Raw genomic sequence first — 24448 nt, 5'->3', positions numbered from 1 at the left:
TCAAACGAGGGGTTGGCGAGGGAGAGCGTGACGGGCAGGCTGGCCTACTCGGCCGGTTTCGTGAGGGGACGCGGATGGTTTCGGGTGAAGAGTCGATGACGCGGGCACGCCGCCACGGCGAGGTGCTGTCGGCTGTCGAACGGGCCGCCGACGCGCTGGACCTCTTCGGCCGAGCCTCGGCCGGGCTGCGGCGGCTGATGCCGTTCGACGCGGCCGTGTGGACGGCCACCGACCCGGAGACCGGCCTGGTCACCGCGCCCATGCTGGTCGAGAACATGGGCGCCGGCGAGGGCTGCGCAACCTACTGGGAGAGCGAGCTCCTGGAGGAGAACGTCGTCCCGTTCCGCGACCTCGCCCGCGCGGCCGTCCCGGTGGCAGGGCTGCGCGCGGCCACCGGCGACCTGCCCGCGCGCAGCGCCCGCTTCCGCCGCCTGCTCGGCGGCCAGGGCGTGGACGACGAGCTGCGGGCCGTGCTGCGGGCCGGCGACCGGCCGTGGGGCGTGGTGAGCCTGTTCCGCATGCGGGGGCGCACGGCGTTCGGCCCGGACGAGATCGCGTTGCTCGCCACCCTGTCCGGGCCGCTCGCCGGCCGGCTGCGCCGGTTCGCCCGCCCGTCCGGCGCGGAGCCCGAAGCAGGCGCGTCGGCCCCCGGCCTCCTGCTCTTCGACGAGCACGGCGAGGCCACGTCGATCAACGAGGAGGCGCGGCGGTATCTCGCGCTGCTGCCGGACGGGCCGGCCATGCCGTCGGCGCTGGGGCTGAGGCTGCCCATCTGGCTGATCGGCACGGCTTTGCAGGCGCGAGCCATCGCCCGGGGCCGCGACCGCGGCAGCGCCCAGGTCCGGATCCGGACGCGGGACGGCCGGTGGCTGACCTGTCGCGCCTCATGCCTGACCGGCGCCGGTGGCCGTCCGGGTCCGGTGGCCCTCGTCATCGAGCCCGCGGCCGCCGCCGACCTGGCGGTCATCGTCGCCCAGGCGTACGGACTGACGCCGCGGGAGTTCGAGATCGCCCGGCTCGTGGCACGCGGCCTGCCCACCGGCGAGATCGCCGCGGCGCTGGTCATCTCCCCGCACACCGTCCGCGGCCACCTCAAGGCCGTCTTCGGCAAGACGGGCATCTCCAGCCGTGGCGAGCTCGTCGCGCGGTTGTTCGCCGAACACCATCGATGACACCGGTGGCTCTCGCAGCGGCCCGCCGAGGCACCCACGTCGTCCACGGGACCACACCACATCACCATGACGGGCCTTCCGGCTCCCGGAGATGCCCGATGGGCCGCGGCCGCTGATGACCACCTATTCCGCAAGACCGAACACCGCGGAGACTCGCCGTGCGAGATCCTCCTCGGTGTCCCCGGAAGCCACCCTGAGCCCGTAGAGGCCCAGATGCCGGGTCTGCTCGGTGAGCCGGTCGGTGAACAGTGCGTCGCGCTGGAGCAGGTTCCGCAGCGCCCGCTGCGGGTCACCGGTCTTGGCGAGGAATCCCCATGCCGGTCCGCCGCGGCTGTCGAACACCGCCTGGCGGAACTGGGGAGTCGGCAGCAGCCACACGGCATGGCCCACTTCGGCGAGCAAGGGTTGGACGAGGCCGGGCAGCAGCCGGAATCCCTCGGCGACCACCGGCCGGTCGGCGGGGAGGGCGAGAAGGTCATCGATGATCAGCTTGAATCCTTCGCCGTGGAACCAGTGGAAGGTATCGAGCATCTCGCGCGGACTTCTGGCCACCCAGCGTTCGTCCATGTCCATGGCAGCGAACTTGCCCAGGTAAGGAGCTTGCTCCACGGACATGCGGCGGGCGTGGTCGGGCATGACCGCGTCGGTATCGTACACACGCATCCCATACCGGTCGGCGATGCGTCGGGCGATGGTGGATTTTCCGGACCCGCTGCCGCCGCCGATCCAGTAGACGTGGCGCAAGCGTTCCCTCCAAACGCTGGGGGAAGCCCGTTGGTGGTGCGGTGCGGAGTGCATTCGTCAGCTCCTGTCGAGTGCCTGCCCGGTGGGCCTTGAGGACGAACACCCCGGTACACAACCGGGGCAGGGCTTTCGGGGTGCAACCGCCGACTCGCGCCCGCGAGCCGGTGGCCGCGGCATCGCGCAGTCCGTGCAACGTCCGCGGGGCCACGGGCGAGCGTTCGTCCCGTGGCCCGCGGACCAGGATGCCGGTTCACCCAGCTACCCAGGGTGCTGGCGTTGATCCCGAACTCCCGCGCCACCGACGCGACCGTCCGCTCGCCCTCCAGCACCATCCGGACGGCTTCTTCCTTGAACTCCGGCGAGAACTGCCTACGACGCCTCGTCACGTACTTACCTCTTCCAGACTTCTGTCAGCTTATGTAGCTGACTGTCCGGAATCTGCTGGGCACCTCGATGTCAATAGTGCAGCGTTCCGTGTCGCCTTTCATCGCTGTATCAAGTGCGATCTTCAAGCGCGGGCGCTACTGCAGTTGGTCGCGGCGGCGGGTGAGGTAGGCGGTCTCGCCGGTGTTGCCGGCCAGCTCGATGGCCCGCTCGTAGGCTGCGCGTGACTGCTGACTTCGACCCAGCCGGCGCAGCAGGTCGGCGCGGGTGGCGTGGTAGGCGTGATAGCCGGCCAGCGCCTCGGCGAGGCGGTCAATGATGGCCAGTGCCACCTCCGGCCCGTCGAGCTCGGCCACGGCGATGGCCCGGTTGAGGGCGATGATCGGCGAGGGGTCGAGGCGGACGAGCTGGTCGTAGAGGGCGAGGACCTGCGACCAGTCGGTGTCACGGATGTCGCGGGCAGAGGTGTGCACGGCGTTGATCGCGGCGAGGATCTGGTAGCGACCCGGAGCCACCCCGGCAGCGGCAGCGGCCAGGCGCTCGCGCACCAGCCGATGACCTTCGGCGATCAGTTCCGCGTCCCAGGCCCCGCGGTCCTGCTCGTCGAGCGCGACCAGTTCGCCGTTCGCCGAGATCCGGGCGGTGCGGCGGGCCTCGGTGAGCAGCATCAACGCCAGCAGCCCGGCCACTTCTCCGTCCCGCGGCAGGAGCGCGCGGATCAGGCGGGTGAGCCGGATCGCCTCGGTGGTCAGGTCGTGTCGTACGGGGTCGGTGTCGGGGCCGCTGGCCAGGTAGCCCTCGTTGAAGACGAGGAACAGGACGGCCAGGACGCCGGAGACACGAGTCGGCAGATCGTCGGCGGACGGCATCCGATAGGGGATGCGAGCCGCCTTGATCTTGGCCTTCGCGCGGGTGATGCGCTGCTCCATGGTGGTCCCCTGCACCAGGAAGGCACGGGCGATCTCGGGCACGGTCAGACCGCCGACCATGCGCAGCGTCAACGCCACGCGGGCTTCCGTCGCCAGCGCCGGGTGACAGCAGATGAAGATCAGCCGGAGCCGGTCGTCATCGATGACGCCAACAGGCTCGGGCGGGTCGTCGTACGTCATCTGAGCCTCCCTGTGCTTGTCGTCGCGCTTGTTCTCACGCCGGATCCGGTCGATGGCCTTGCGGCTGGCGGTTGTGGTCAGCCAGGCGCCGGGATTGGGCGGCACGCCGTTGGCGGGCCACCGCTCCACGGCGGTCGCGAACGCCTCGGCAGCCGCCTCCTCGGCGATGTCGAGGTCACCGAAACGCCTGGTCAGGGCGGCCACCACCCGCGCCCACTCGTCGTGGTGGGCCCGGGTGATCGCCTCCTCGACGTCGCTCACAGGAACGGCCGCACCTCGACCTTCCGATCGCAGACCTTCGACGCCTCGGTGGCGAGCTTGAGCGCCACATCCAGATCGGGGGCCTCCCACACCCAGACGCCGGCGAGGTACTCCTTCGACTCCACGAAAGGCCCGTCGCTGAACACCGCCTGCTCGCCCCGGTTGTCGATGACCGTGGCCGCGTCGGTGTCCGCGAGTCCGCCCGCGAAAACCCAGTAGCCCTCGGCGATCAGTCGTTCGTTGAACGCGCTGATGGCAGGCCGCCTGTCCGTGCTGCCGGGATTGCTCTTGTCATCGATCACGGAAACCAGGTACCGCATCTGGAGATCATCTCCTGTGGTGGCAAGACAGCGTGGTTTGGAGGTGGAGACTTCAGGCCGTTGCATACCGCGGGCGCCCGGCCGGCCGGTAGACCTGGATCGTCACACCCTTCGAGTCGACCCGCGACTCGACCAGGTCGAGCGCAAGATCCGGACCGGTCTCCGGGAACAGTCTCGCGCCCTGGCCGAGGATCACCGGGATCACGATCAGAATCATCTCGTCGACCAGGTCGTTCTCCAGCAGCCACTGAGTCAGGATGCCACTGCCGTGCACCTGCAGCTCACCTCCGGGCTTGGCCTTCAGCTCACTGATGGCCGCCGAGAGGTCACCGCGGAGAACGGTCGTGTCGTCCCAGCGCGGCGTGGTGAGCGTGGTCGAGGCAACGTACTTGGGGGCCTCGTTCAAGGCCACGCCGATGGGATGTGCGCGCATCCGGTCGATTGATCCCCAGGAGCCGGCGAACAGTTCGTAGGTGCGCCGGCCGAACAGGAACGCCTCTGCGCGCTGGTAGGTCTGCGTGATGAACGTCCTGGTCTCGTCGTCGCCCTTCCCCCGGGCCCATCCGCCGCGCTCGAATCCGTTCCTGCGGTCATCCGACGCGGCGCCGTTTCCCTGCATCACTCCATCGATGGTGACCTGAGTCATGGTCGCCAGCTTCATGATCGCGGTTCCTTCGCCTTGGCGCCGCCCCTTGCGGGCGGCCTCACCCCTGCTACGAACACCACCGCGCCGATCCGACACCGCCTCCCGAACTTCTTCGAAGATTCCTGGTGCGTTCCCCGATGGCGCGGTGCGCGAGCAACACTTCACACTGGACGATGACGGCGAACGTTCCGTACAACCACTGTGCGGAATGACCTGTCTCGGTTATGTCTCCACCGACTCCGGTCAGGGCCGCGCCCAGGGTCGTGATGGATCCCTGCGTGGTCTCACCGACGGTCATGGCGGCGGCGCTCAGGTGCGGCCACGCAATGCCTACTCCGCTGCCCGCGACGAACAGCAGCACCGGCCGAAGAAGGACCGTCACGAGCGAGGCCGACGGCCGGCACTGTGACGACACCTGACAAACCGCGCTGCCGGCGACACTTCAGTCCGCAGCTACGTGGAGCACTCGGCGACAGCCACGCGTCATTTCTTGATCGGTGCCTGCAGGCTCCAGACACGCCCGTCGGGGTCACGCACCTTCATCTCCTGCGTTCCGTAGTGGGTCTCCTCGAACGGCGTGACCACTTCGAGGGACTCCTCGGCGCTGAACGCGCCCGCGTCCGCTACGCGCAACACGACCTGGACCTCTGGCTTCCGGTCCTCGGGAATCTCAGCGAGCAGGAGGTAGGGACCGTCGCCGTTGCGGAGCATCCCCGAGCCGTCTTCGGTCGCGAACTCGACGTTGTAGCCCAACGCCTGCAAGAACTTGGCCGCCTTTCCCCAGTTGTGGGTCTCGACGTAAACGCCTTCGATGCCCTCGGTGGTCATGTCAGCCTTCCTTTCGAGCTTCCTTCTCGTGAACCGCGAGATACGCGCGCAACGCCTCGGCCACCAGGGCCGAGAGCGACAGCTCGTTCTCGATGGCATGGTGCTTGACCTGCCGGATGAGGTCCACCGGCAAGTAGACGTTGAACTGCTTGACTTCCGCGCCACCCATGTTAGCAAGCTAGCATGCTAGCATCGCCGGACCAAGCCGGAGTTCGAAGAGCTGCCCGTCAAGGAAGGGGCCGAACGATGAGACGCCAATGGTGGACGCTGCTGGTGGTGTGCGCCGCGACGTTCATGTTGCTGCTCGATGTCACGATCGTCGCGGTCGCGCTGCCCGACATCCAGCGCTCACTGCACGCGAGCTTCAGCAGCCTGCAATGGACGACCGACGCTTACGCGTTGAGCCTGGCGGCACTCCTGCTCATCTCAGGCTCCCTGGCCGATCAGTACGGCAGGCGGCTGCTGTCCGTCATCGGACTGGCGATCTTCACGATGGGATCGCTGATGTGCGGCATCGCCCAGGAACAGGTGATGCTGATCGTCTCCCGCGGGGTGCAGGGAGTCGGCGGCGCGATCCTCTTCGCCACCTCCCTGGCGCTGCTCGCCGGCACGTTCCAGGGCAAACAGCGCGGCATGGCCTTCGGCGTCTGGGGTTCCGTCGCGGGTGTCGCCACCGCGCTCGGCCCGGTGCTCGGCGGTGTGATCACCAGCGGGATCAGCTGGCGCGGCATCTTTCTGGTGAACCTGCCGATCGGCATCGCCGCGATCGTCATCACGCTTCGGCTGGTGGACGAGTCCCGTCCGCCGCGCGCCTCGCGGATCGACTGGCTGGGCGTCGTGACGCTCACCGCCGGACTGTTCAGCCTGGTGTACGCCTTGATCAGGGCGAGCGACATGGGATGGGGCGAGCAGGGCGTCCTGCTCTGCTTCGGCCTCGCGGTACTGCTCCTCGCGGCGTTCGTGGTGGTCGAGTCGCGAGTGCCGGAGCCGATGTTCGACCTCTCGCTGCTGCGGACCCCGACGTTCGTCGGCGGCTCGATCGCAGCGTTCGCGATGAACGCCTCGTTGTTCGCGATGTACATCTACCTCGTGCTGTACCTGCAGAACGGTCTCGGTCACAGCGCGATGGGCACCGGTGCCCGGCTGCTGGTCAGCTCCGGCTGCACACTCGTCGCCGCCATGGCGGCAGGCCGGTTGCTGAACCGGGTGCCGACCCGGTGGCTGATCGGTCCCGGCCTGGTCACGGTGGGCATCGGCCTGTTGCTCATGACGGGCGTGACCGCAGATTCGGACTGGACCCACCTCATCCCGGGCCTCGTCGTCACCGGCATCGGCGCCGGAATGGTCAACCCACCGCTGGCGTCGACCGCGATAGGGGTCGTGCCGGTATACCGGGCCGGCATGGCCTCCGGTGTGAACCAGACCCTCCGCCAGGTCGGCATCGCCGTCGGCATCGCCCTCTACGGCTCGATCTTCACCGCATCACTGCACGATGCGCTACGGGAACGGCTCGCGAACATCCCCGCGCTCCAAGGACAGGCCGGTCAGATCGCGGACGCCATCGGCAAGGGCGCTGCCGGGCAGGCGGCTGCCGCCGCCCCACCGGAGCTTCGTGGCCAGCTGAATAGTGCGGTCCACGCCAGTTTCGCGACGTCACTGAACGACCTGCTGGCCGCCAGCGGCATCTTGGCACTCATAGGGGGCGCCTTGGCTTTCGCCCTCATCCGCAGCAAAGACTTCGTAGCAGCCCAGGCCCCTGGCCGACCAGCCCAATCCGCACCACAGAGAACCCAGGCGCCGTAATCACGGTGACCCCGCAGCGTTTCGTCGAGGGTTGCCAGGTGACCGGAGTTGCCGTGGGGGCGGCCGCAGCCCCCGTGGCATGGCTCAACGGGATCGCAGTTCCGCCGCCACCGCCCGCTCCCGCAGCTCGGCCGCCTCGGCCCGCGCCGCGTCGAGCTGGGCTCGCATGTCGTCCAGGCGGGCCCGTTCCAGCCGCAACTCCACGCGCAGTTCGTCGCACTGGCCCGCCAGCGCGTCGGCATGGGCCCGCTCGACGGCCACGGCCTCCGCCGCCTGGGCCGCCTCGCGTGAACCGGCCTCGGTGGCCTGCCGTTCGAGGACCTCCACGCGTTCGGCCAGTGCGGCGGTCTCGTGGGCCGCCCTCTCCTGCTCCTGCCTGGCCTGCGCGACCTCCGCCTCGGCGCCCTCGCGTACCTGCGCGACCTCCGCCTCGGCCGCCTCGCGCGCCTGCCGGACCTGCGCGGCGGCGTTCTCGCGGGCCTGCACGGCCTCGTTGAGCGCTACGGCCCGGTCTCGTTCGGCTTCCGCCGCCGTCCGCGCGGCGCTCTCGGCGCGGGCGACCGCCCGGTCGCGTTCCTGGGCGGCGGCCTCGGCCCTGGCCTGTGCTGCCGCCACGTCACGCTCGGCCTCCTGCCTGGCCCGGACGGCCCCCACCACCTCCTCGCGCGCCCGGTCACGCTCGCCCAGCGCCTGTTCGGCCTCCTCAACGGCCTGTACGGCCCGCTCCTCCGCCTCCCGGGTACGGGCCTCGGCCTCCTCCACTCTCGCGACGAGTTCCCGAGCCACCTGGTCCCTGGCCGCCTCCGCCTGTTCGGCCCGCCGGGCCGCGTCGTCCGCCCGGCGCTCGGCCAGCTCGGCCCGGCGCGCCGCCTCCTCGGCGTTCTGCAACGCCTGCCGCTCGGTGCTTGCGGCCTCACGCAAGGCGGCCAACGCCTGCTCGCGCGCCCGTTCGGCGTCGCTCAGCGCGTCGTCGCGCTCCGTCTGCGCCTCCTCGACCCGCGCCCGCATCTCCGCGGCCTCCCTGCGCGCGTGCTCGGCGGCCTCACGAGCCAGCCGCACCTGCTCGAACGCCTGCTCCCGCTCGGTACGCGCGATCGCCACCCTCGTGTGCGCCTCGGCCTGGACCGCGCTCAGCTTCGCCTCCACCCCGGCGGGACTCAGCTCCTCGGCCAGCGCCCGGGCGAGCGGCTCGATGGCCGCGGCCAGCCCGCTCTCCATCCGCTCGTACAACTGTTCGGCCCTGGCCAGCGCCCCTTCCAGGCCGGGGGTGGCCCGGCGCAGCTCGCGCTCCCGCTTGGCGGCCGCCTGACAGTCGCCCTCAGGGCAGTACGCCTTGGGCCGCCCTCTCCCCCGCCGCTGCTCGATCGGCGCCCCGCAGTGCTTACAGGGCGTCACCACAGCCGTCTCTTCCGTCACACCACCACGATAGCATTTCTTATTTTCCAGAAAATCAAAAACAGAAAAGACGATCCGTTGCGCCTTGACCGTCGTAGGGTAACTTGCGAGAAGGCTGAATTCCCGCAAGTTTTGGCGAAGTCCCCTGCGGCGCTCGTCATGGCGCGTAGTGACTGTTGTCCCGTCTCACAAGAGCTGGCGTGCTGTCCTGTCTCACCGAAGTTGGCGCGCGTCTCACTGAACTCGGCGCGTCTTGCCCACCTGTCTCATCAAGGTGGCGCACAGCCCACTGGTCGCGGGCTGGGTGTCTCATCGAACCTGGCGCGTGGGCGGGTTCGTCTCACTGGAGTTGGAGTGAGAAGCAGTTCGTCTCGGTAAGAGTGGCGGAATCGACGAAACTACCCTCATTCTTCGTGTTCGTTCGGTTACATTCCGTCCGAGTGTGTCGGTGTTGGGGCGATCCTGGGTGGAGGCGCCGATGACCGAGGTGCACAGTGTGCTGTCCGATGGACAGGGTTTTGAGGTGGCGTTCCTCGACGAGGACGGCGTGGACGTCACGGCCCGCTACGCTCGGCGTGGAATACGCGTTTTGAGCGTTCTCCGGCTGTCCGGACCTTCCCCTCCTATAGGGGGCCAGAAGAACTTCCCTGGCCTGTGGTGGTTTGCCACCACAGGCCAGCACGTGGGTTATGAGTCGTGGACGGAACGCGATGTCGTGATGATGCTCGACTTCGACCCACGCGTCGTTGTAGCCTCCCAGCCTTTCTGGCTGATCTGGCGGGCCGGGACGGGCAGGTTGAGGCGACATGTCCCCGACTACTTCGCCCGCACCGTTGATGGGCAAGGCGTGGTGGTGGATGTCCGCCCTGATGACCGGGTGGATGCGCCAGCTGCGGAGGCGTTCGCGACGATGGCGCAGGCGTGTCGGGAGGTGGGCTGGGAGTTCCGGCGGACTGCGTGCCCAGTGCCGACCTTACGAGCCAATGTCAGGTGGCTGGCAGGCTACCGCCACCGCCGCTGCTTCGCGGAGGACATCGCAGGCGTGCTGATGGAGGCTTTCACCGAACCGGCCCCGCTCCTGGCAACCGCACAGCGGGTGGGCGATCAGCTGGCCGTCGTTCCCGTGCTCTATCACCTGCTCTGGCGAGGCCTGTTACTGACGGATCTGGCCTCGGCGCCGCTGGCTGCCTGCAGCATCGTGTGGGCGTCCGAGGAGGAGGGATGAGTACGGCACGGCCACCGGCGTTGCAGGTCGGAGAGCGGATCCGATTCGCGGGCGTGATGCAAACCGTGGTCGGGTTGTCGGGCACGCTAGCCCAGTCACGATCATCTGGGCAAACCGCGCCGCCGATGAGCCGGCACGTCTTTGGGGTGATGGCGTGACGTCGGCCGGCCGGTTTACGATCACGGGAAACTCTGTCCACGACGATCATTTGGGGGCCGCAATGCCAGTCGGCGTTTCGCGTTCGGGGATTTTAGCGTTCCTCGGCGTTCTCGCCCTCGCGGGCGCCGTGCTAGTGGCGATCGTGGCCTTCCGCGGCACCGACGACCAGCGGTTCATCCGCTCAGCCGCAGAGACGGAGGCGTTCGCCCGCACAATGAGGGACGGCGACCGGCTCGGCCCCCGCACCGTCGGCGGGATGGACTTCGAGGAGGTCCGCCGCGAGCGCGGGGTGGTCGTTTTCCAACAGGGCGAGACTTTGCATAGCCCCTACGGCTACGCCTGGAGCCCACAGGGCGATCCAGCCCGACTCCTTGAGGACATGGAGTGGTCAGAGGATCACGTCGATCACTATTTCGAGCACCTGCAGGGCGCCTTCTACTCCTGGGATGGAAGGCGCTGACGCGCGGCTGAGCTTCGGCCACGGCCGCAATCAAAGTTCTCCGTCAGCGACACCACCGTGATGCCGCGGCCGCGCAGCTCGTTGACCGTAATCAGCACGTGTCCCGCTGGGCGGCCCTACCGGTCGGACTCGTAGAACTTCAGTGTCGCCCGCCTGAGGTAGGGCCAAGATGGTCTCCCATGCCGGTCGCGGGACGCCGCGCTTGCCCGATTCCTTTTTTCATGACCAGTTCGTCGTAGCCGCTGGCCGCCAGGGCGTCGAGTTGGAGCTGTGGGTTCTGGTCACGCGTCGAGACGCGTGCGTACGCCCAGACGGCATCTGCCACCCTCCCGGCGGTGTCCAGAAACGTAGACGGTGGCGGCGTACAGCAGCGGGTTCCGGCTCCGCCGTAGCGCGAGGGCCAGGCCGGTGAGGCCGAGGAGCACGGCCATCACCATGTATTGGGCGTCGTGGAATTTGGCCTGGGGTGGCCAGGCCGGGTTGAAGGCGTGCTGTGCCGCCGGGTCGGGGATGACCAGGTCGGCGAGCACGGCGCTGACCGCCGTGATCGCTGTGACGGCAATGATCAGGATTCGTGGGGTGGACATGAGATCGTCCAGGTGTAGGCGGGGGTGAGTGAGCGGTCGAAGAGCACGTTCGGGAGGAGAGGAAGGACCGCGTCCCGCAGAGTGGTCATCGGCGTGGAGGTCCAGTGCGCGGCGGCTCCGGCCTGGCGGGAACGGCGGACGATCAGCTGGGTGCGTGGCCTGCGGGCGCGGTCGTACGCCTGAAGCCCCGCGCGCACGCCGAGGGTGTCCACCGCGTGCGCGAGCGTGACCGCGTCCTCGAGCGCCTGGCAGGCGCCCTGCCCCAGGTTGGGGGTCATGGCGTGGGCCGCGTCACCGAGAACGGCGACGTTTCCCGAGACGTACGCGGGCAGCGTCGGCAGCTCATAGGTGTCGTGTTGCAGCATCGCCTCCTCTTGCGCGGAGTCGAGCAGCGCGGGGATGGGCTGGTGCCAGCGTGCGAAGCGTTCGCGCAGCTCATCCAGGCCGACGTCGGAGCCGGCCGGGGCGTTGGCCATCACGTAGCAGTAGATGCGGCCGTCGGGCATCGGCACGTGCCCGAACCGTTCGCCCCTGCCCCACGATTCCACGCTCCCCTCGATGGGCTGAGGTGGAGCGATGAGACGCCAGGTGGTGTAGCCGACGTAGCGCGGCCCGGGAAGGTCGGGCCAGAGGGAGCGCCGGGTCACGCTGTGCACGCCGTCGGCGCCCACCACGAGATCCGCGGTGGAGACGCCGCCGCTGTGGCGGACCGTGCCGTCGGACTGCACGTGCCGTACGTCGACGCCGGTCCGTAGCGCCTCGGGCGGCACGGCCGAGCGCAGCAGGTCGAGCAGGGCCGCCCGGTGCACGATCACCCACGGGCCGAAGCGGCGCTTGAGGTCGTCGACGTCGTTGCGGATCAGCCAGTCCCCCTGGCTGCTGCGGATGCCCGCGGGCGGGTCGGCCAGTCCACCGGCACGCAGACGGTCGCCCATGCCGAGGGCGTCCAGCGCGCGCAGGCCGTTGGGCTGGATGCTCAGCCCGGCGCCCACCTCGGTGAACTCGGCAGCGCGTTCGAGGACCTCCACCTGTAGCCCACGCTGGTGAAACGCGACGGCCGTAGCGAGCCCGCCGATGCCGCCCCCCACAATGATCACTTTCATGTGCATGTCTCCTTGACGGCTAGTGCAGGCCCCGCTTGCCGGGGGCCCAGAGCGGCTTGGTCTTGATCGAGGCCCGTGGCCAGTTGCGCTCGCGCACCAGCAGGTCGCGCACCAACTGGCAGGTTCTGGCCTCACCGGCTATGTAGGCGGCACCGGTGTTGCCGGGCAGATCGAGCTCGGCCACAGCCGCGAGCAGCGCCCGGGAAGCGCTGGCGGGGGCGCCGTGGCGATGAACGCGGCGCAGCACCGTCGCCCCGGGCATGAGCAGATCGTGCTCGGGGGTCTCGCTCTCCAGGACGCCGAACACCTCGGCCGAGGCTCCTAACACTCTGATCATCGGCCCGAAGGCGACGCTGGCGGTCTCCTCCCCGATGAATAAGTGAAAGGCCGTCTCGCGGGTGAAGAAGTCGCCCTGCGGCCACCAGAAGGTCACCCGGTCCCCGGGCCGGGCCGCCCGCGCCCACCTCAGGCCGATGCCGTCGCCCCCATACAGGTGGACGCGCAGTTCGATCGCCTTCTTGCCGGGGTCGAGGTCCCAGATCGTGTAGGTGCGCAGCGTCTCGGCCGGGCGCAGGATGCCCGACACCGACAGCGGGTCCTTCAGCTGGATCCTGATGTGCTGTCCGGGGGTGTAGGGGAAGGCGACGGGCTGGTCGGTTTCCAGCCGGATCCGGCGCATGGCGGGGGTGACCTGTTCGGCGACAGTGACGGTCGACTCCATGGCGTACTTGCCGAACAAGCGGTCGCGCATCGTGCGGACCATGTCAGGAGTCCTTACGCCGCCGGACGTGGGCGGATCTGGACATTCGCCACCACATAGCCGCAACCAGCACCATCACCGCGAAAACGATCGACCACAGACACTCCATGCGACGCTCCTTACGGGTAATAGATTTCTTAGAGCCATTAAGGAAACATAGATACCCTAAGATGTCAACGGTGATCGAGGGAACGACAAGAGGGGTGACGATGTCCTCACACACGGGCAGCCGGCGAGAGAGGCTGCGCCAGGCGACCCTGGAGGAGATCCACGCGGCCGCGCGTAAGCTGCTGGTCGAGCAGGGGTCGGCCGCGGTAACCATCAACGCGGTCGCCCGGCAGGTCGGCATGAGCGGCCCGGCCCTTTACCACTACTACGCCGGCCACGACGACCTGGTCGGCGCCGTGACCGCCGACTTCTTCCGTGAACTGGCCGCCGCGATGGAACAGGCCCGCGACGCCCACGCCGACGCGCCAACCGGCGAGCGCATACTGGCTGTCTGCCGGGCCATGCGCGCCTGGGCCATCGTCCACCCCGCCGAGTTCGGCTGGATCTTCGCCAGCCCCATCGCCCCGCCGAACCGGCGGCCGGACTCGGTGCGCCACCAGGCCGCCCTGCGTTTCGAACAGGTCCTGCTCGACCTGACCATCGAGCTGTGGCAGACGCGGCCGTTCCCGGTGCCCGACCTGGCCGGCCTGCCCGCGTCACTGCGCGAGCAACTGACCGGCTACTCTGCCACCATCGACGGACGGCTGCCGCCCGAAGCCGCCCACGTCTTCCTGACCTGCTGGATCAGGCTGTACGGGCTGCTGTGCATGGAAGTCCTGCACCAACTGGACTTCGCCTACACCGACATGGAGCCCGTCTTCGAAGAATGCCTGCGCGACCTGGCCGTCGCCCTCGGCCTGGACGACTACACGGCGGCATGACACCGACACCGGCGGACGGCCTCACTCCCGTCATGGGGCAAAACAGGGACGCGGGATTCGAGGTCGAGACGCGTGGTGGGCGCGGCGGCCGGCGGGTTGAGGTTGAGGATCCGGACTGCGGATCGTGGCGCGGCACGGGCGAGGTACTGAAGGGCGCAGCGGCGGAGCTGGTGCAGCGGTCCGACTGGCTGCGCGGGCCGAGCTTGGCTGAGGCGCTCTGGTTTGCGGAGGTTGGTGTAACCGTGGCCTCCGAACGTGACCCCAGCCTCAGAGTAAGAAGGCCCTTATCGCGTCTCTGAGCTTCCTACTCGGCCGGGCCTTGTCTCGGTGCTGCCCGGACGTGCGCGCGTTCGCCTTGTCTTCCGATGAGACTCAGGTACTCGACGGGACCGGCGCTGGTGGCCCCGAACCAGTGGGGGGTGCGCGTGTCGAACTCCGCGGCCTCCCCGGGCTTGAGGATGAGGTCGTGTTCGCCGAGCACAAGGCGGAGGGTTCCGTTGAGGACATAGACCCAGTCGTAGCCCTCGTGGGTGCGCAGGTCGGGTTCGGCGTCGTCGCTTCCGGCCGGGAGGACGAACTTGTAGGCCTGGATTCCTCCGGGCCTACGGGTCAGCGGCAGGATGAGCGAGCCGTCGCTGCAGGGGATGGGACGCAGATTGATGCGGGGGTCGCCGGTCGGCGGCGCGTCGACGAGCTCGTCGAGTGTTACCCCGTAGGCGCGGGCGAGCGGAAGCAGCTGCTCGAGCGTGGGACGCCGCAGGCCCGCCTCTAGCCGGGACAAGGTGCTGGTGGAGATGCCGGTCTCCGCCGCGAGGTCGGCGAGCGTGACGTCGCGATGCAGCCGCAGGTGTTTCAACCTCGGTCCGACAGCGTCAAGGGTGCGGTCAATGGCATCGTCCACCCCTCCATTTTGCCATTCGGCAACAACGTTTGCACGCCGGTCTTCTCCATCCGCACCATGAGAACGACCGAGGAACGCACCCGCGTGCACGATCTGTCGGCGCGGTGAGCCTGACGGAGCTGTCGGCGCGTGGCCGCGACGCGATCATCGCGAACGAGAGGGACGACCTGTGACGCACGGATTCGACAAGGACTTCTGGGAGCGGCAGTGGCAACAGGGGCGAGCTGGGGGCCCCGGATCCATGGGCGGCAACCCGCCGAACCCGTACCTCGCTCGTGAGACCAACGGCCTGACACCGGGCACGGCACTGGACGCGGGGTGCGGCGGCGGCGCCGAGGCGATCTGGCTCGCCTCCCACGGCTGGCACGTCACCGCAGCCGACATCTCGTCCGAGGCCCTTGCCCGCGCCGCCGAGCGCGCGGCGACGAGCGGGGCCCCCGAACGCTTGCGGTGGGTTGAGGCGGACCTGAGTGTCTGGAGCCCGGGCGCGCAGTTCGACCTGGTCATGACCCACTACGCCCACCCGGCGACGCCCCAACTGGAGTTCTACGACCGCATCGCCGGATGGGTGGCCCCCGGCGGCACGCTGCTCATTGTGGGACACCTGCACACCTCGGGCTCCACCGGCCACGGGCACCACCCTCCTGCCGAAGCGTCGGCCACCTCCGCGGCCATCACCGCGCGCATGGACGGCAGGGAGTGGGAGATCGTCACCGCCGAAGAGCATCTGCGCACGCTCGCCGGCCACGGGGGCCGAGCGGTCCCCCTCCACGACGTCGTCGTGCGCGCCACCCGACGCCGGTAATCACACCGTCCGACAGCGCCAGGGCCGAGCTGCTCCGGCGCCGATCCCCCTTGCCTTCCTGAAAGGAATCCCATGAGTACGAACCGGTCCTCAGACGCGGGAGCCACCGACCCGACCATCCAAGACCCACGACAACGACGTACGATCCTGGTCGGAGTCTGCATCGCGCTCATGGCGGTCATCGCCTCGGTGTCCGGGTTGAACGTCGCCCAGCCGCAGCTCGCCGTAGCGTTCGACGCCTCGCAAACCAAAGTCTTGTGGTTCATCAACATCTACACCATCACTCTGGCCGCGTTGCTCCTGCCGCTCGGCGCGATGGGCGACCGGTGGGGCCGCAGGCCGGTGCTGCTCGCAGGCCTGCTCGTCTTCGGGATAGCGAGTGCGGCGGCCGGCCTTGCCACGTCGTCCGAGATCATGCTCGCTGCGCGATTCCTGAGCGGCGTGGGCGCAGCGATGATCATGCCGGTCACCCTCGCCGTCATCACCTCGACCTTCCCGGACGAGGAGCGCTCCAAGGCGATCGGCGTGTGGACCGGCGTCGCCGGCGGTGGAGGCATCCTGGGGATGTACCTGTCGGCCGTCCTGGTCGACCTGGCGAGCTGGCGGTGGCTCTTCGTCCTGCCCGTCGTGCTCGTCGTCGTCGCCATGGTCATGGCGCTGCGATCCATCCCGAACTCGCGAGAGGCGTCAGGGCACGGGTTCGACGTCGTCGGTTCGCTGTCGTCCGTGGTCGCGGTGGTCGGGCTCGTCTTCTTCCTCCACGAGGGCCCCGAACGAGGCTGGACCGCGCCCGCGACGCTCCTGAGCCTTCTCGTCGGTCTCATCGCCGCTGTCGGATTCGTGGCATGGGAGCTGCGCCGGCAGGCTCCGCTCCTCGACGTCCGCCTGTTCCGCGAGCGAGGTCTCGCGAGCGGTTCCGTGTCGCTCGTGACGGTCTTCGGCGTGCAGGCAGGGATCTTCGTGGTCCTCTTCCCGTACTTTCAGGCGGTGCTCGGCTGGTCCGGCCTTCGCTCCACCCTGGCGCTCATGCCGATGGCGCTGCTGATGATGTTCGCCTCCGGTCTCGCCCCGCGGGTGACCGCGCGTATCGGCAGCCGCTCGACGATGGCCTCAGGGATCTTCCTGGGTGGCGCAGGGCTGGTTCTCATGGCCACTTTCGTCTCCGTCGACGGCGGCTACCTTTCGATTCTCCCCGGCATGCTCGCCATGGGACTCGGGATGGGTTTGACGATGACGCCCTCCACCGAGGCCATCACCACCGCCTTGCCGCGTGAGCGTCAAGGTGTCGCGTCCGCGCTCAACGACGTCACCCGGGAGTTCGGCACCGCGCTCGGCGTCGCGCTGCTCGGAGCGGTCCTGGCCGCCGGCTATCGCGGCGCCATCGCCTCCCGGCTCGGCGGAGTGCCTGACGACGCCGCCGACACCGCCCGTGAGGGCGTCACCAACGCCCTCACGGTCGCCGACGGGGTCGGCCCCCAGGCGCAGGCGCTGATCCGAGCAGCCCAAGAGTCCTTCGTCGACGGCTGGCAGCAGGCCATGTGGGCAGGCGCAGTAGTCATGGCGGTCCTGTTCGTCTACGTTCTCGCGCGAGGTCCGCAGCAACGGCCGCAGGGTTCCGATAGCAACAGCCGTGAAGTCCACGATGCGGTCACCGACCTGCACTGAGACGCCGAGGGGAGCGAACGCCAGCCGTTGGATGGGCGCTCCATCCAAGCCAAGGCCATCCGTTCCAGCACCCTCACCCGCATCTGCCGCGTCTTGAGCTGCCGGCCCGGCGGCCCAATCACCGTCGACCCGCCAGGTGAAGCCCGTTCCTGACGCGCCGCGCGCCGCCCTGCCCAGCTCCTCGTCGTCCTCGGCCGCGTCCGGGTCGCGCAAGCCCGCTCCCCGTCGATCTCGCGCGGATCGCCGGGGATGGCGCGCCGTAGGTCTCATCCGAGGCCTGGCGATCCCGCTGGATCTTGTGGGTCAGCTCGGGGTCGCGCCGGGCTCGGGCCGACGGGCCGCGCCGCAGGCGAGTTGCCCAGGTGTAGTAGCCCTGGCGCGACATGCCCAGCACCCGGGCCAGCAGGAGACCTCGTGATGGTCCTTCTCCGCGAGAATCAGTGTTTGAGATCGCTGGTTCGCAGCGCACGCAGCGCGAGCTGTACGGCGAGCCGGGTGTCGGCCTGGCTCAGCGAAAGGCCGAGAAGCTTCTCCACCCTGGCCATCCGCTGGGAAACGGTGTTCCGGTGGATCCCCAGCACCCGGCCGGTCTGCATCGCCGAGCAGGAGCGGTCCAGGTACGCTTCCAGCGTCGTGATCAGGTCCTTGTCCCTGTTGTCCAGCAGCGGGCGCAGGAGCTGGCCGGCGTAGTCACGAAAGGCGCTGGAGGAGTACCAGCCGAGCAGCAGCCGTGACGCGCCGAGGTCCTGCACCACCCGCACCGCCATGCTGTCGCCGGACGAGGCGGCGATGACGGCGGCCTGGCGTGCTTCGGCCAGGGTCGTGGCGATCCCACTGGCGTCCCGCTGCGGCGATCCCACTCCGGCGGCCACTGTCACGCCGCTTCTGCGGTCGCGGAAGGCTCTCAACGCCCGGGTCAGTTTCCTGGCCACCTTGTGGGCGTGATCGGCGGGTACTTCCTGCGGGCTGGTGATCCAGGTGGACCATCCGTCGGCCCGTTCGACGAGCGGGCCGGGGTAGAGCTGCGCGGCGGCCAGCTCGCGGGCCAGGGTGTCGACCGTGAAGGTGGACAGGCCCGCGCTGTGGCCCAGGCGGAAGTGCAGTCCGACGTGCCAGCCGGCGAGTTGCCAACCGGCCATGGCGGCCTGCTCGGCGACGGCGCTCGTGACGGCGCCCCCGTGTTCGAGGATCTCTGCCAGCAGAGTGCCCCGTAGCCGGGCATCGCGCTCCGCCGTGAGTTGCTCGCGTGCCAGCCAGGCGAGCAGCGGTCCGTGCGCCACCGACAGGCACAGCTCTGCTGTACCTCGCCAAAGGGCGCCGGCGTCGGCGCGTTCGACGGCGACCCACAGGGCCGCCGAGCCCGCCAGTCCGGCAACCGGGAGGACCGCGATGCTCGTGTCATCGGTCCTGAACGAGCACAGCGTGCGACTGGAGACGATGTCCGGTACGGCGGTGGCGGGCTCGTCCCCGCTCAGGATGGTCCCCTGAGCGGTGCATGCCGTCGCCGCGGCATCGAGGGTCGTGGCCAGGCAGGTCATGATGTGGTGGAGGTCTTCGCCGTGGGCGCGCAGCCGGGATGTCAGCGCGTGCAGGATGCGGCTCTGCTCCACCTGGGGCTCGTGCACGACGGTCCGCAGGTGCACCGTGAGGGGCAGGGCCGGCAGCCGGTCGGGTGCCACCAGGGTGGGGATGGCGAACTTGTCGGCCAGCCGGCGGGTCGCCGTGGCGATCTCGCTGTGGTGTCCCGTGACGACGATCGCGCACACCTTGGCGAGGTGCGCGCGGCGGAGCATGAGATCGAGCAGGTGCTCCTGATGGATGGGGCCGTCGGCGTTCCCGAACGGCAGGACGATCAGCGCGGCGGGCCGCAGGTCGGCGGTCATGACCGCCTCCGGCTCGACGATCTCGACCTCGCGGACGATGACGTCCATGCCCGCGCCGCCGCCGACGAGTCGCGCGCTGTTGAGCGCGGGGAGCGCCTGCAGGTCTCGGAACCGTACGGCATCGTCTCTCATGACCGGGTCTCCGTCTGGACCTCAGCCATGCCGTACCCGCGCAGGCCGAGGTCCAGGCGACCCGGATGGGTGCGCCGCAGCGCCTCTGGTGCGGCCAGGTGGATGACCCGGACACGCTGCTGTACGGCGAGTCGCTCCACCGAGACGGGTTCCCAGGTGCGGGCGTCGAGCACGCAGGTGATGTCGGGCGCGGTGGACACCGGCACGCCGTCGTCGAAGGCGGCGACGTACTCGTTGGCGAAGTCGATCCGCATGGAACGGTCCTCCTCGGAGGCATGGCCGAGGGAGATGACGCCGCTGATCTCGGTCGCGGACCGGGTCCTCCTGATCTCCAGCACGGTTCCGGTGAAGACCAGACGCGCCTGCGCGGCGGCCAGGAAATCGGCCCCGTCCTCCCGCCGCCGACCGGTCCACGCCCTTCCCAACGTGAGAGCACGACTGACGGAGGCGGGCACGGCGTGGCGCGCGTACTGCCCGGCCGTGCCGGCGTGCAGGCAGACCGCGGCCCAGGCGCCCATGGCCGGCAGCACCGCCCGGACGAGCCGCTCGACGGAGCGGTCCCCGGCGCTGTCCACGAGCAACACGTCCCCGCCCGCATCGGCCAGCGCCAGAGGGGAGGCCGGGACGGCGCCCATCAGCACGGTGTGGTCCAGCCGGGGATAGGCCCGGCCCATGGCGTCGCCATCGATCACCGGCAGGCCGAGCCAGCTCGCCGCGACCAGGCCGAGCAGCCCGTTGACGCCACCGATCTCCAGCGGCTGCAAGGCCTGGAACCGCACCCCCGCATGCCTTTCCAGCGCCCGTACGGCCGCCGCCAGTTCGACCCCGCTGGGTAGCCGCTCCAGCATGACGGTGGAGGAACCCACGGCGCCGACGCAGGCGACGCTCGCATCCGGCTCCAGCGCGGTCGCGGAGACGACCGGCAGCCTCCCCTTGACCTCGAGGGTGTGCCGCAGGAGCGGAGCGGCCGCCGCAACGGACCCTCCACCACCGGAGCCGAGGAACGTGCAGCCTAGTGCCAGAACTTCGACATCGGCCGCATCAAGGTGCATAGCCCTCAGCATAGGCGCAGCACAATGCACCGGCCATGGCCCGCTTCCTGGCACTTTGCCCATTGTTGTCGCCTGACCTGTGTTCTTACTGTGGGGCGACAACCACCGGGCGGTGACGCCCGTCACACCCCTCACGCGGGAGGTCTCATGACCCGCCAAGCCCCACCGGCCGCAAGCGCCGGCGACCACGACGACTACGCCCTGGAACGCGTGCCCACCGACCGTCGCTACTCGTGGTTCTCCGTCGCCACACAGCGGTTCGGCCAACTGTCAGCCCTTGCACAGTTCCTGCTCGGCGCCACGCTCGGTCTGGGCATGAGCTTCTGGGACGCCGTCCTGGCCATCACGGTCGGATCAGTCCTCCTGGAGATCGTGACGGTCTTCGTCGGGATCGCCGGGATGCGCGAAGGGCTCTCGACGTCCGTCCTGGCCCGCTGGTGCGGCTTCGGCCGCAAGGGCTCGGCCATCATCGGTCTGCTCATCACGCTCAGCCTCATCGGCTGGTTCGGCGTGCAGAACGCCGTCTTCGCGTCCGGGCTTCACTCGCTCGTCGGCACCCTGCCCGTGTGGGCGTGGGCGCTGCTCGGCGGCGCCGCCGTCACGGCCATCGTGGTCTACGGGTTCGGCTCGATGGCCTGGACGGCCTACCTGACCGTCCCCGCCTTCCTCGCGGTGGCCGCGTTCTCCATCGGATCGCAGCTCATGGAGCACGACCTCGGGGCCCTGATCTCCGCGCCGCCGCCGGGCCAACCGCTGACACTGGCGCAGGGCGCGACCATCGTCGCTGGCGGCTTCATCGTCGGGGCCGTGATGACCCCGGACATGACCCGCTACAACCGATCGGTCGCCGACGTCGTCAAGCAGACCGTCGTCGGCGTCACCCTCGGCGAGTACGTGGTCGGCCTGATCGGCGTCCTGCTCGCGCACGCCGCCCGCAGCAGCGACATCGTCATGATCATCACAACGTCCAGCGGGCTGATCGGCACCGTGGTCCTGGTCGCGTCGATCCTGAAGATCAACGACTGGAACCTGTACTCGTCGTCCCTCGGCCTCGTCAACGCCGTCGACGTGCTCTTCGGCAAGAGGCTCAGCCGAGCCGGCGTCACCCTGGCCATCGGCGCCGTCGGCTCCATCCTGTCGGCCGTCGGCATCCTGACCCACTTCGTGCCGCTCCTGACGTTCATCGGCATCCTCACCCCGCCCGTCGCCGGGATCATGATCGCTGAGTACTTCGTCGTCCGCACCTGGCGCAAGCCGCTCGCCGAGTCCGCCGCCCGCGGCGCGCTGCCCGACTCCGCACCCGACTGGGTGCCCGTCAGCCTGCTGGCCTGGGCGCTCGCGGCGCTGGTCGGCTACACCATCGAGGCCGGCATCCCGGCCGTCAACTCGCTGGCGACCGCATTCGTGGTGTACGCGGTGCTCGGCAAGGTCATCGCCACCCGCTCGAAGGCCGCGGTCGCCGCCCCCGCCCATCAGGATTGAGGTATCAGCCATGCACATCGGCATCGACGTCGGAGGAACCAACACCGACGCGGTCCTCGTGGACCGCACGCACGTCCTGGAAGCCGTCAAGAACCCGACCACGAGTGACGTGACCTCGGGCATCATCGGGGCGCTGGACGACCTCGCCGCCGGTCGGCCGTTCGACCCGCAGGACATCGACGCCGTCGCGATCGGCACCACCCACTTCACCAACGCCGTGGTTCAGGCCCGCGGGCTGGCCTCCACCGCCGCGATCCGCCTGGGGCTGCCGGCTGCGGCCGGCGTCCCGCCACTGACGGCCTGGCCGCGCAGGCTTCGCCTGGCCCTCGGCGACCACGTCTACCTCTGCAGCGGCGGCCACGAGTTCGACGGCAGGGAGATCTCTCCGCTGGACGAGGACGAGCTCAGGCGTGTGGCCGCCGACCTGGCCGCCAAGGGGGTCCGTTCCGCTGCCATCACCTCGATCTTCTCGCCGGTGAACGCCGAGGTGGAGCTTCGTGCGGCCGAGATCCTGCGTGCCGAACTGCCCGAGCTGCGCGTGTCGCTCTCCCACGAGATCGGCCGGGTGGGGCTGCTCGAACGTGAGAACGCCACCGTCATCAACGCCTCCCTGCTCCCCGTGGCCGAGCAGATCACCAACGCCTTCCTCAAGGCGCTGGACAAGGCCGGCATCGACGCGCCGCTCTACCTGTCGCAGAACGACGGGACGCTGATGGACGTCGACTACGTGCGCCGTTATCCCGTCGCGACGTTCGCAGCCGGTCCCACCAACTCCATGCGCGGCGCCGCGGTGTTGTCCGGGCTGTCCGACTGCATCGTGGTCGACGTCGGGGGCACGACGACCGACGTGGGCGCCGTGGTCGGCGGCTTCCCACGGCCGGCCACGACGGAAGTCGACATCGGCGGCGTGCGCACCAACTTCCGCATGCCGGACGTGGTGTCCATCGGCATCGGCGGGGGCAGTCGCGTGACCCTCGGCGACACGCCCGTCATCGGCCCGGAGAGCGTCGGGTTCCTCATCCACCAGGAGGCCATGGTGTTCGGCGGCTCCACGCTGACCGCCACCGACATCGCCGTCGCGGGCGGCCGTCTGCGGCTGGGAGACCCCTCCCTGGTGGCCCATCTGGACCGCGCGGACGTCAGGCGGTGCCAGCAGGCGATCGCCGAGCGGGTAGCCGTGCTCGCCGATTCCATGCGTACGTCCGCCGAGCCCATCCCCATGGTGCTCGTGGGCGGTGGCAGCGTGCTGCTGCCCGAGGAGATGCCGGGTTTCGACGCCGTGGTGCGCCCGGAGCACTTCGCCGTCGCCAACGCCATCGGCGCGGCCATCGCCCAGGTCGGTGGCGAGGTGGACAAGGTGTACTCCGGCCAGGACCTCGACCGGGAGGACATCCTGGCCGAGGCGAAGGCCGAAGCGCGCCAGAAGGCGCTGCTGGCGGGCGCTACGGCCGACAGCATCCGCATCGTCGAAGTCGACGAGCTCCCCATGGCCTACCTGCCGGGCAACGCGGTCCGCGTGCGCGTCAAGGCCGTCGGCGACCTGATCTTCGGAGGATCCCGGTGAACATGATCGAGAGCAAGGACGTGCAGGACATCGCCCGCGGGGCGGCGATCCTCGGCGCCGGCGGCGGCGGGGATCCGCACCTCGGCAGGCTGCTGGCCGAGAACATGATCGACCGCTACGGCCCCGTCACCACGGTGGCGTTGGAAGAGGTGCCCGACGACGCGTTCGTCGTCCCGGTCGCCATGATGGGGGCACCCACGGTCATCGTGGAGAAGCCGCCCTCGGGCGACGAACTCGCCAGGGCCCTGTACGCGGTCGAGGCGGTGGCGGGGCGTAAGGTCACCCACGTCGCATGCCTGGAGGCGGGGGGCCTCAACTCCATGACCCCCATCATCGCCGCGGCGACGTCGGGACTGCCGCTCATCGACGGCGACGGCATGGGCCGCGCCTTCCCCGAACTGCAGATGGTGCTCGCCACCCTCGACGGCATCGCCGCCACCCCCATGGCGATGGTGGACGAGAAGGGCAACACGGTTTCCCTGGAGACCATCGACAACCCGTGGGCCGAGCGCCTGGCTCGCTCCGCCACCGTCGACATGGGTTGTTCGGCTTCCATCGCGCTGTATCCCATGACGGGCCCGCAGGCGAGACGCGCGCTCGTCCCGAACACCCTCAGCCAGGCGCTCTGGATCGGCGGCACCATCACCAGGTGCCGCGAGGAGCACCGCGACGTCGCCCGGACACTGGCCGCGGAGCTGGACGGAGTCGTGCTGTTCACCGGCAAGGTCGCCGACGTCGTCCGGCAGACGAGCGGCGGATTCGCCCGCGGCTCGGCCCGCCTCGACGGCATCGGCGCCGACAGCAGCTCCCGGATGGTCCTGTCCTTCCAGAACGAGCATCTTGTGGCGGACATGGACGGCGAGGTGGTGGCCTCGGTGCCCGATCTCATCTGCGTCCTGGACGCGGACACCGGCGAGCCGGTCACCACCGAAGCCATGCGCTACGGCTTCCGCGTCGTCGTGCTCGCCCTGCCCTGCCATCCGCGCTGGCGCACGGCCGAGGGCCTGGCCCTCGTCGGCCCCGCCTACTTCGGTTACGACCACCCTTACGTCCCCGTCGTCCCGTCCGAAAGGTGACTG

24 protein-coding genes and 1 pseudogene are annotated in these 24448 nt (G+C 69.5%); 11 read left to right on the top strand and 14 right to left on the bottom strand.

Going from position 1 to position 24448, the window contains the following annotated elements:
- The first annotated feature begins 95 nt into the window (after positions 1-95).
- Positions 96-1172, top strand: a complete 1077-nt coding sequence (locus tag FHU36_RS18960; RefSeq protein WP_185085297.1) for a helix-turn-helix transcriptional regulator — start codon at positions 96-98, stop codon at positions 1170-1172.
- Positions 1173-1295: 123 nt separating this feature from the next.
- Here the strand turns inward: FHU36_RS18960 and FHU36_RS18955 are convergent, their stop codons facing one another.
- From FHU36_RS18955 to FHU36_RS18940, 5 genes and pseudogenes are all read right to left on the bottom strand, one after another.
- Positions 1296-1916, bottom strand: a complete 621-nt coding sequence (locus FHU36_RS18955; protein WP_221496440.1) for a shikimate kinase — start codon at positions 1914-1916, stop codon at positions 1296-1298.
- 254 nt (positions 1917-2170) lie between these two features.
- Positions 2171-2302 (bottom strand): annotated as a pseudogene (locus FHU36_RS46845) (transposase); the annotation flags it as partial.
- 135 nt (positions 2303-2437) lie between these two features.
- A complete protein-coding gene (locus FHU36_RS18950; protein ID WP_185085295.1) occupies positions 2438-3670 on the bottom strand; it encodes an RNA polymerase sigma factor in 1233 nt (410 codons plus the stop codon).
- The gene (locus FHU36_RS18945) at positions 3667-3990 is read right to left on the bottom strand and encodes a YciI family protein (protein WP_185085294.1); all 324 of its coding nucleotides are present in this window, start codon (positions 3988-3990) and stop codon (positions 3667-3669) included. Before FHU36_RS18945 ends, FHU36_RS18950 begins: the two co-directional genes overlap by 4 nt.
- Before the next feature lie 52 nt (positions 3991-4042).
- On the bottom strand, positions 4043-4651 hold the full coding sequence (locus FHU36_RS18940; RefSeq protein ID WP_185085293.1) for a dihydrofolate reductase family protein: 609 nt from the start codon (positions 4649-4651) through the stop codon (positions 4043-4045).
- Here FHU36_RS18940 and FHU36_RS18935 point away from each other — a divergent pair.
- The gene (locus tag FHU36_RS18935) at positions 4635-5045 is read left to right on the top strand and encodes a hypothetical protein (RefSeq protein WP_185085292.1); all 411 of its coding nucleotides are present in this window, start codon (positions 4635-4637) and stop codon (positions 5043-5045) included. The genes FHU36_RS18940 and FHU36_RS18935 overlap by 17 nt on opposite strands.
- A 74-nt stretch (positions 5046-5119) precedes the next feature.
- Here the strand turns inward: FHU36_RS18935 and FHU36_RS18930 are convergent, their stop codons facing one another.
- Complete coding sequence (locus FHU36_RS18930) at positions 5120-5464, bottom strand: VOC family protein (RefSeq protein WP_185085291.1); 345 nt, start codon at positions 5462-5464, stop codon at positions 5120-5122.
- A 1-nt stretch (position 5465) separates the two neighbouring features.
- The gene (locus tag FHU36_RS18925; protein ID WP_185085290.1) at positions 5466-5633 is read right to left on the bottom strand and encodes a ribbon-helix-helix domain-containing protein; all 168 of its coding nucleotides are present in this window, start codon (positions 5631-5633) and stop codon (positions 5466-5468) included.
- 77 nt (positions 5634-5710) lie between these two features.
- Here FHU36_RS18925 and FHU36_RS18920 point away from each other — a divergent pair, with 77 nt between their 5' ends.
- On the top strand, positions 5711-7267 hold the full coding sequence (locus FHU36_RS18920) for an MFS transporter (RefSeq protein ID WP_185085289.1): 1557 nt from the start codon (positions 5711-5713) through the stop codon (positions 7265-7267).
- A gap of 84 nt (positions 7268-7351) precedes the next feature.
- Here the strand turns inward: FHU36_RS18920 and FHU36_RS18915 are convergent, their stop codons facing one another.
- A complete protein-coding gene (locus FHU36_RS18915) occupies positions 7352-8683 on the bottom strand; it encodes a coiled-coil domain-containing protein (RefSeq protein ID WP_185085288.1) in 1332 nt (443 codons plus the stop codon).
- A gap of 457 nt (positions 8684-9140) precedes the next feature.
- Here FHU36_RS18915 and FHU36_RS18910 point away from each other — a divergent pair, with 457 nt between their 5' ends.
- Positions 9141-9887: a TnsA-like heteromeric transposase endonuclease subunit gene (locus FHU36_RS18910; protein ID WP_221496439.1), complete on the top strand. Its 747-nt coding sequence runs from the start codon at positions 9141-9143 to the stop codon at positions 9885-9887.
- 154 nt (positions 9888-10041) lie between these two features.
- The gene (locus FHU36_RS18905) at positions 10042-10506 is read left to right on the top strand and encodes a hypothetical protein (RefSeq protein ID WP_185085287.1); all 465 of its coding nucleotides are present in this window, start codon (positions 10042-10044) and stop codon (positions 10504-10506) included.
- A gap of 281 nt (positions 10507-10787) precedes the next feature.
- Here the strand turns inward: FHU36_RS18905 and FHU36_RS18900 are convergent, their stop codons facing one another.
- Genes FHU36_RS18900 through FHU36_RS18890 form a run of 3 tightly spaced genes read right to left on the bottom strand, consistent with a single transcriptional unit; the run spans position 10788 to position 12947 of the window.
- Positions 10788-11093, bottom strand: a complete 306-nt coding sequence (locus tag FHU36_RS18900; RefSeq protein WP_221496438.1) for a hypothetical protein — start codon at positions 11091-11093, stop codon at positions 10788-10790.
- Positions 11072-12196: an FAD-dependent monooxygenase gene (locus tag FHU36_RS18895; RefSeq protein ID WP_185085286.1), complete on the bottom strand. Its 1125-nt coding sequence runs from the start codon at positions 12194-12196 to the stop codon at positions 11072-11074. Before FHU36_RS18895 ends, FHU36_RS18900 begins: the two co-directional genes overlap by 22 nt.
- A 19-nt stretch (positions 12197-12215) precedes the next feature.
- Positions 12216-12947, bottom strand: coding sequence for a siderophore-interacting protein (locus tag FHU36_RS18890; protein WP_246502495.1), 732 nt, complete (start codon positions 12945-12947; stop codon positions 12216-12218).
- Positions 12948-13165: 218 nt separating this feature from the next.
- On the opposite strand from FHU36_RS18890, the gene FHU36_RS18885 reads away from it, so the two are divergent.
- Positions 13166-13885, top strand: coding sequence for a TetR/AcrR family transcriptional regulator (locus tag FHU36_RS18885; RefSeq protein WP_185085284.1), 720 nt, complete (start codon positions 13166-13168; stop codon positions 13883-13885).
- Positions 13886-14189: 304 nt separating this feature from the next.
- Here FHU36_RS18885 and FHU36_RS18880 read toward each other — a convergent pair whose 3' ends face one another.
- Positions 14190-14786, bottom strand: coding sequence for a helix-turn-helix domain-containing protein (locus FHU36_RS18880; protein ID WP_185085283.1), 597 nt, complete (start codon positions 14784-14786; stop codon positions 14190-14192).
- A 169-nt stretch (positions 14787-14955) separates the two neighbouring features.
- Between FHU36_RS18880 and FHU36_RS18875 the strand changes: the two genes are divergently transcribed.
- Together FHU36_RS18875 and FHU36_RS18870 are read left to right on the top strand one after the other, a co-directional pair.
- The gene (locus tag FHU36_RS18875; protein WP_185085282.1) at positions 14956-15591 is read left to right on the top strand and encodes a class I SAM-dependent methyltransferase; all 636 of its coding nucleotides are present in this window, start codon (positions 14956-14958) and stop codon (positions 15589-15591) included.
- 72 nt (positions 15592-15663) lie between these two features.
- A complete protein-coding gene (locus tag FHU36_RS18870) occupies positions 15664-17256 on the top strand; it encodes an MFS transporter (RefSeq protein ID WP_185085281.1) in 1593 nt (530 codons plus the stop codon).
- Positions 17257-17693: 437 nt separating this feature from the next.
- Here the strand turns inward: FHU36_RS18870 and FHU36_RS18865 are convergent, their stop codons facing one another.
- Positions 17694-19271, bottom strand: coding sequence for a helix-turn-helix domain-containing protein (locus tag FHU36_RS18865; RefSeq protein WP_185085280.1), 1578 nt, complete (start codon positions 19269-19271; stop codon positions 17694-17696).
- Positions 19268-20323, bottom strand: coding sequence for an S-methyl thiohydantoin desulfurase family protein (locus tag FHU36_RS18860; RefSeq protein ID WP_185085279.1), 1056 nt, complete (start codon positions 20321-20323; stop codon positions 19268-19270). The genes FHU36_RS18865 and FHU36_RS18860 overlap by 4 nt, the downstream gene beginning before the upstream one ends.
- Before the next feature lie 147 nt (positions 20324-20470).
- Here FHU36_RS18860 and FHU36_RS18855 point away from each other — a divergent pair, with 147 nt between their 5' ends.
- From FHU36_RS18855 to FHU36_RS18845, 3 genes are read left to right on the top strand one after another with little or no spacing between them, the layout of a single operon-like run.
- Positions 20471-21805, top strand: a complete 1335-nt coding sequence (locus FHU36_RS18855; protein WP_185085278.1) for a purine-cytosine permease family protein — start codon at positions 20471-20473, stop codon at positions 21803-21805.
- Positions 21806-21815: 10 nt separating this feature from the next.
- Positions 21816-23369 carry a hydantoinase/oxoprolinase N-terminal domain-containing protein gene (locus tag FHU36_RS18850; protein WP_185085277.1) on the top strand — a complete coding sequence of 518 codons (1554 nt, stop codon included), beginning with the start codon at positions 21816-21818 and terminating at the stop codon, positions 23367-23369.
- Between the two features lie 2 nt (positions 23370-23371).
- Positions 23372-24445 (top strand): S-methyl thiohydantoin desulfurase family protein, encoded by a 1074-nt coding sequence (locus FHU36_RS18845; protein WP_185085276.1) that lies wholly within the window; start codon positions 23372-23374, stop codon positions 24443-24445.
- Positions 24446-24448 lie beyond the last annotated feature (3 nt).

It is taken from the genome of Nonomuraea muscovyensis (assembly GCF_014207745.1).
Classification (GTDB): domain Bacteria; phylum Actinomycetota; class Actinomycetes; order Streptosporangiales; family Streptosporangiaceae; genus Nonomuraea; species Nonomuraea muscovyensis.
Note: the sequence above shows the minus strand (reverse complement) of the source record. Positions and strands in the feature narration are given on the sequence as shown.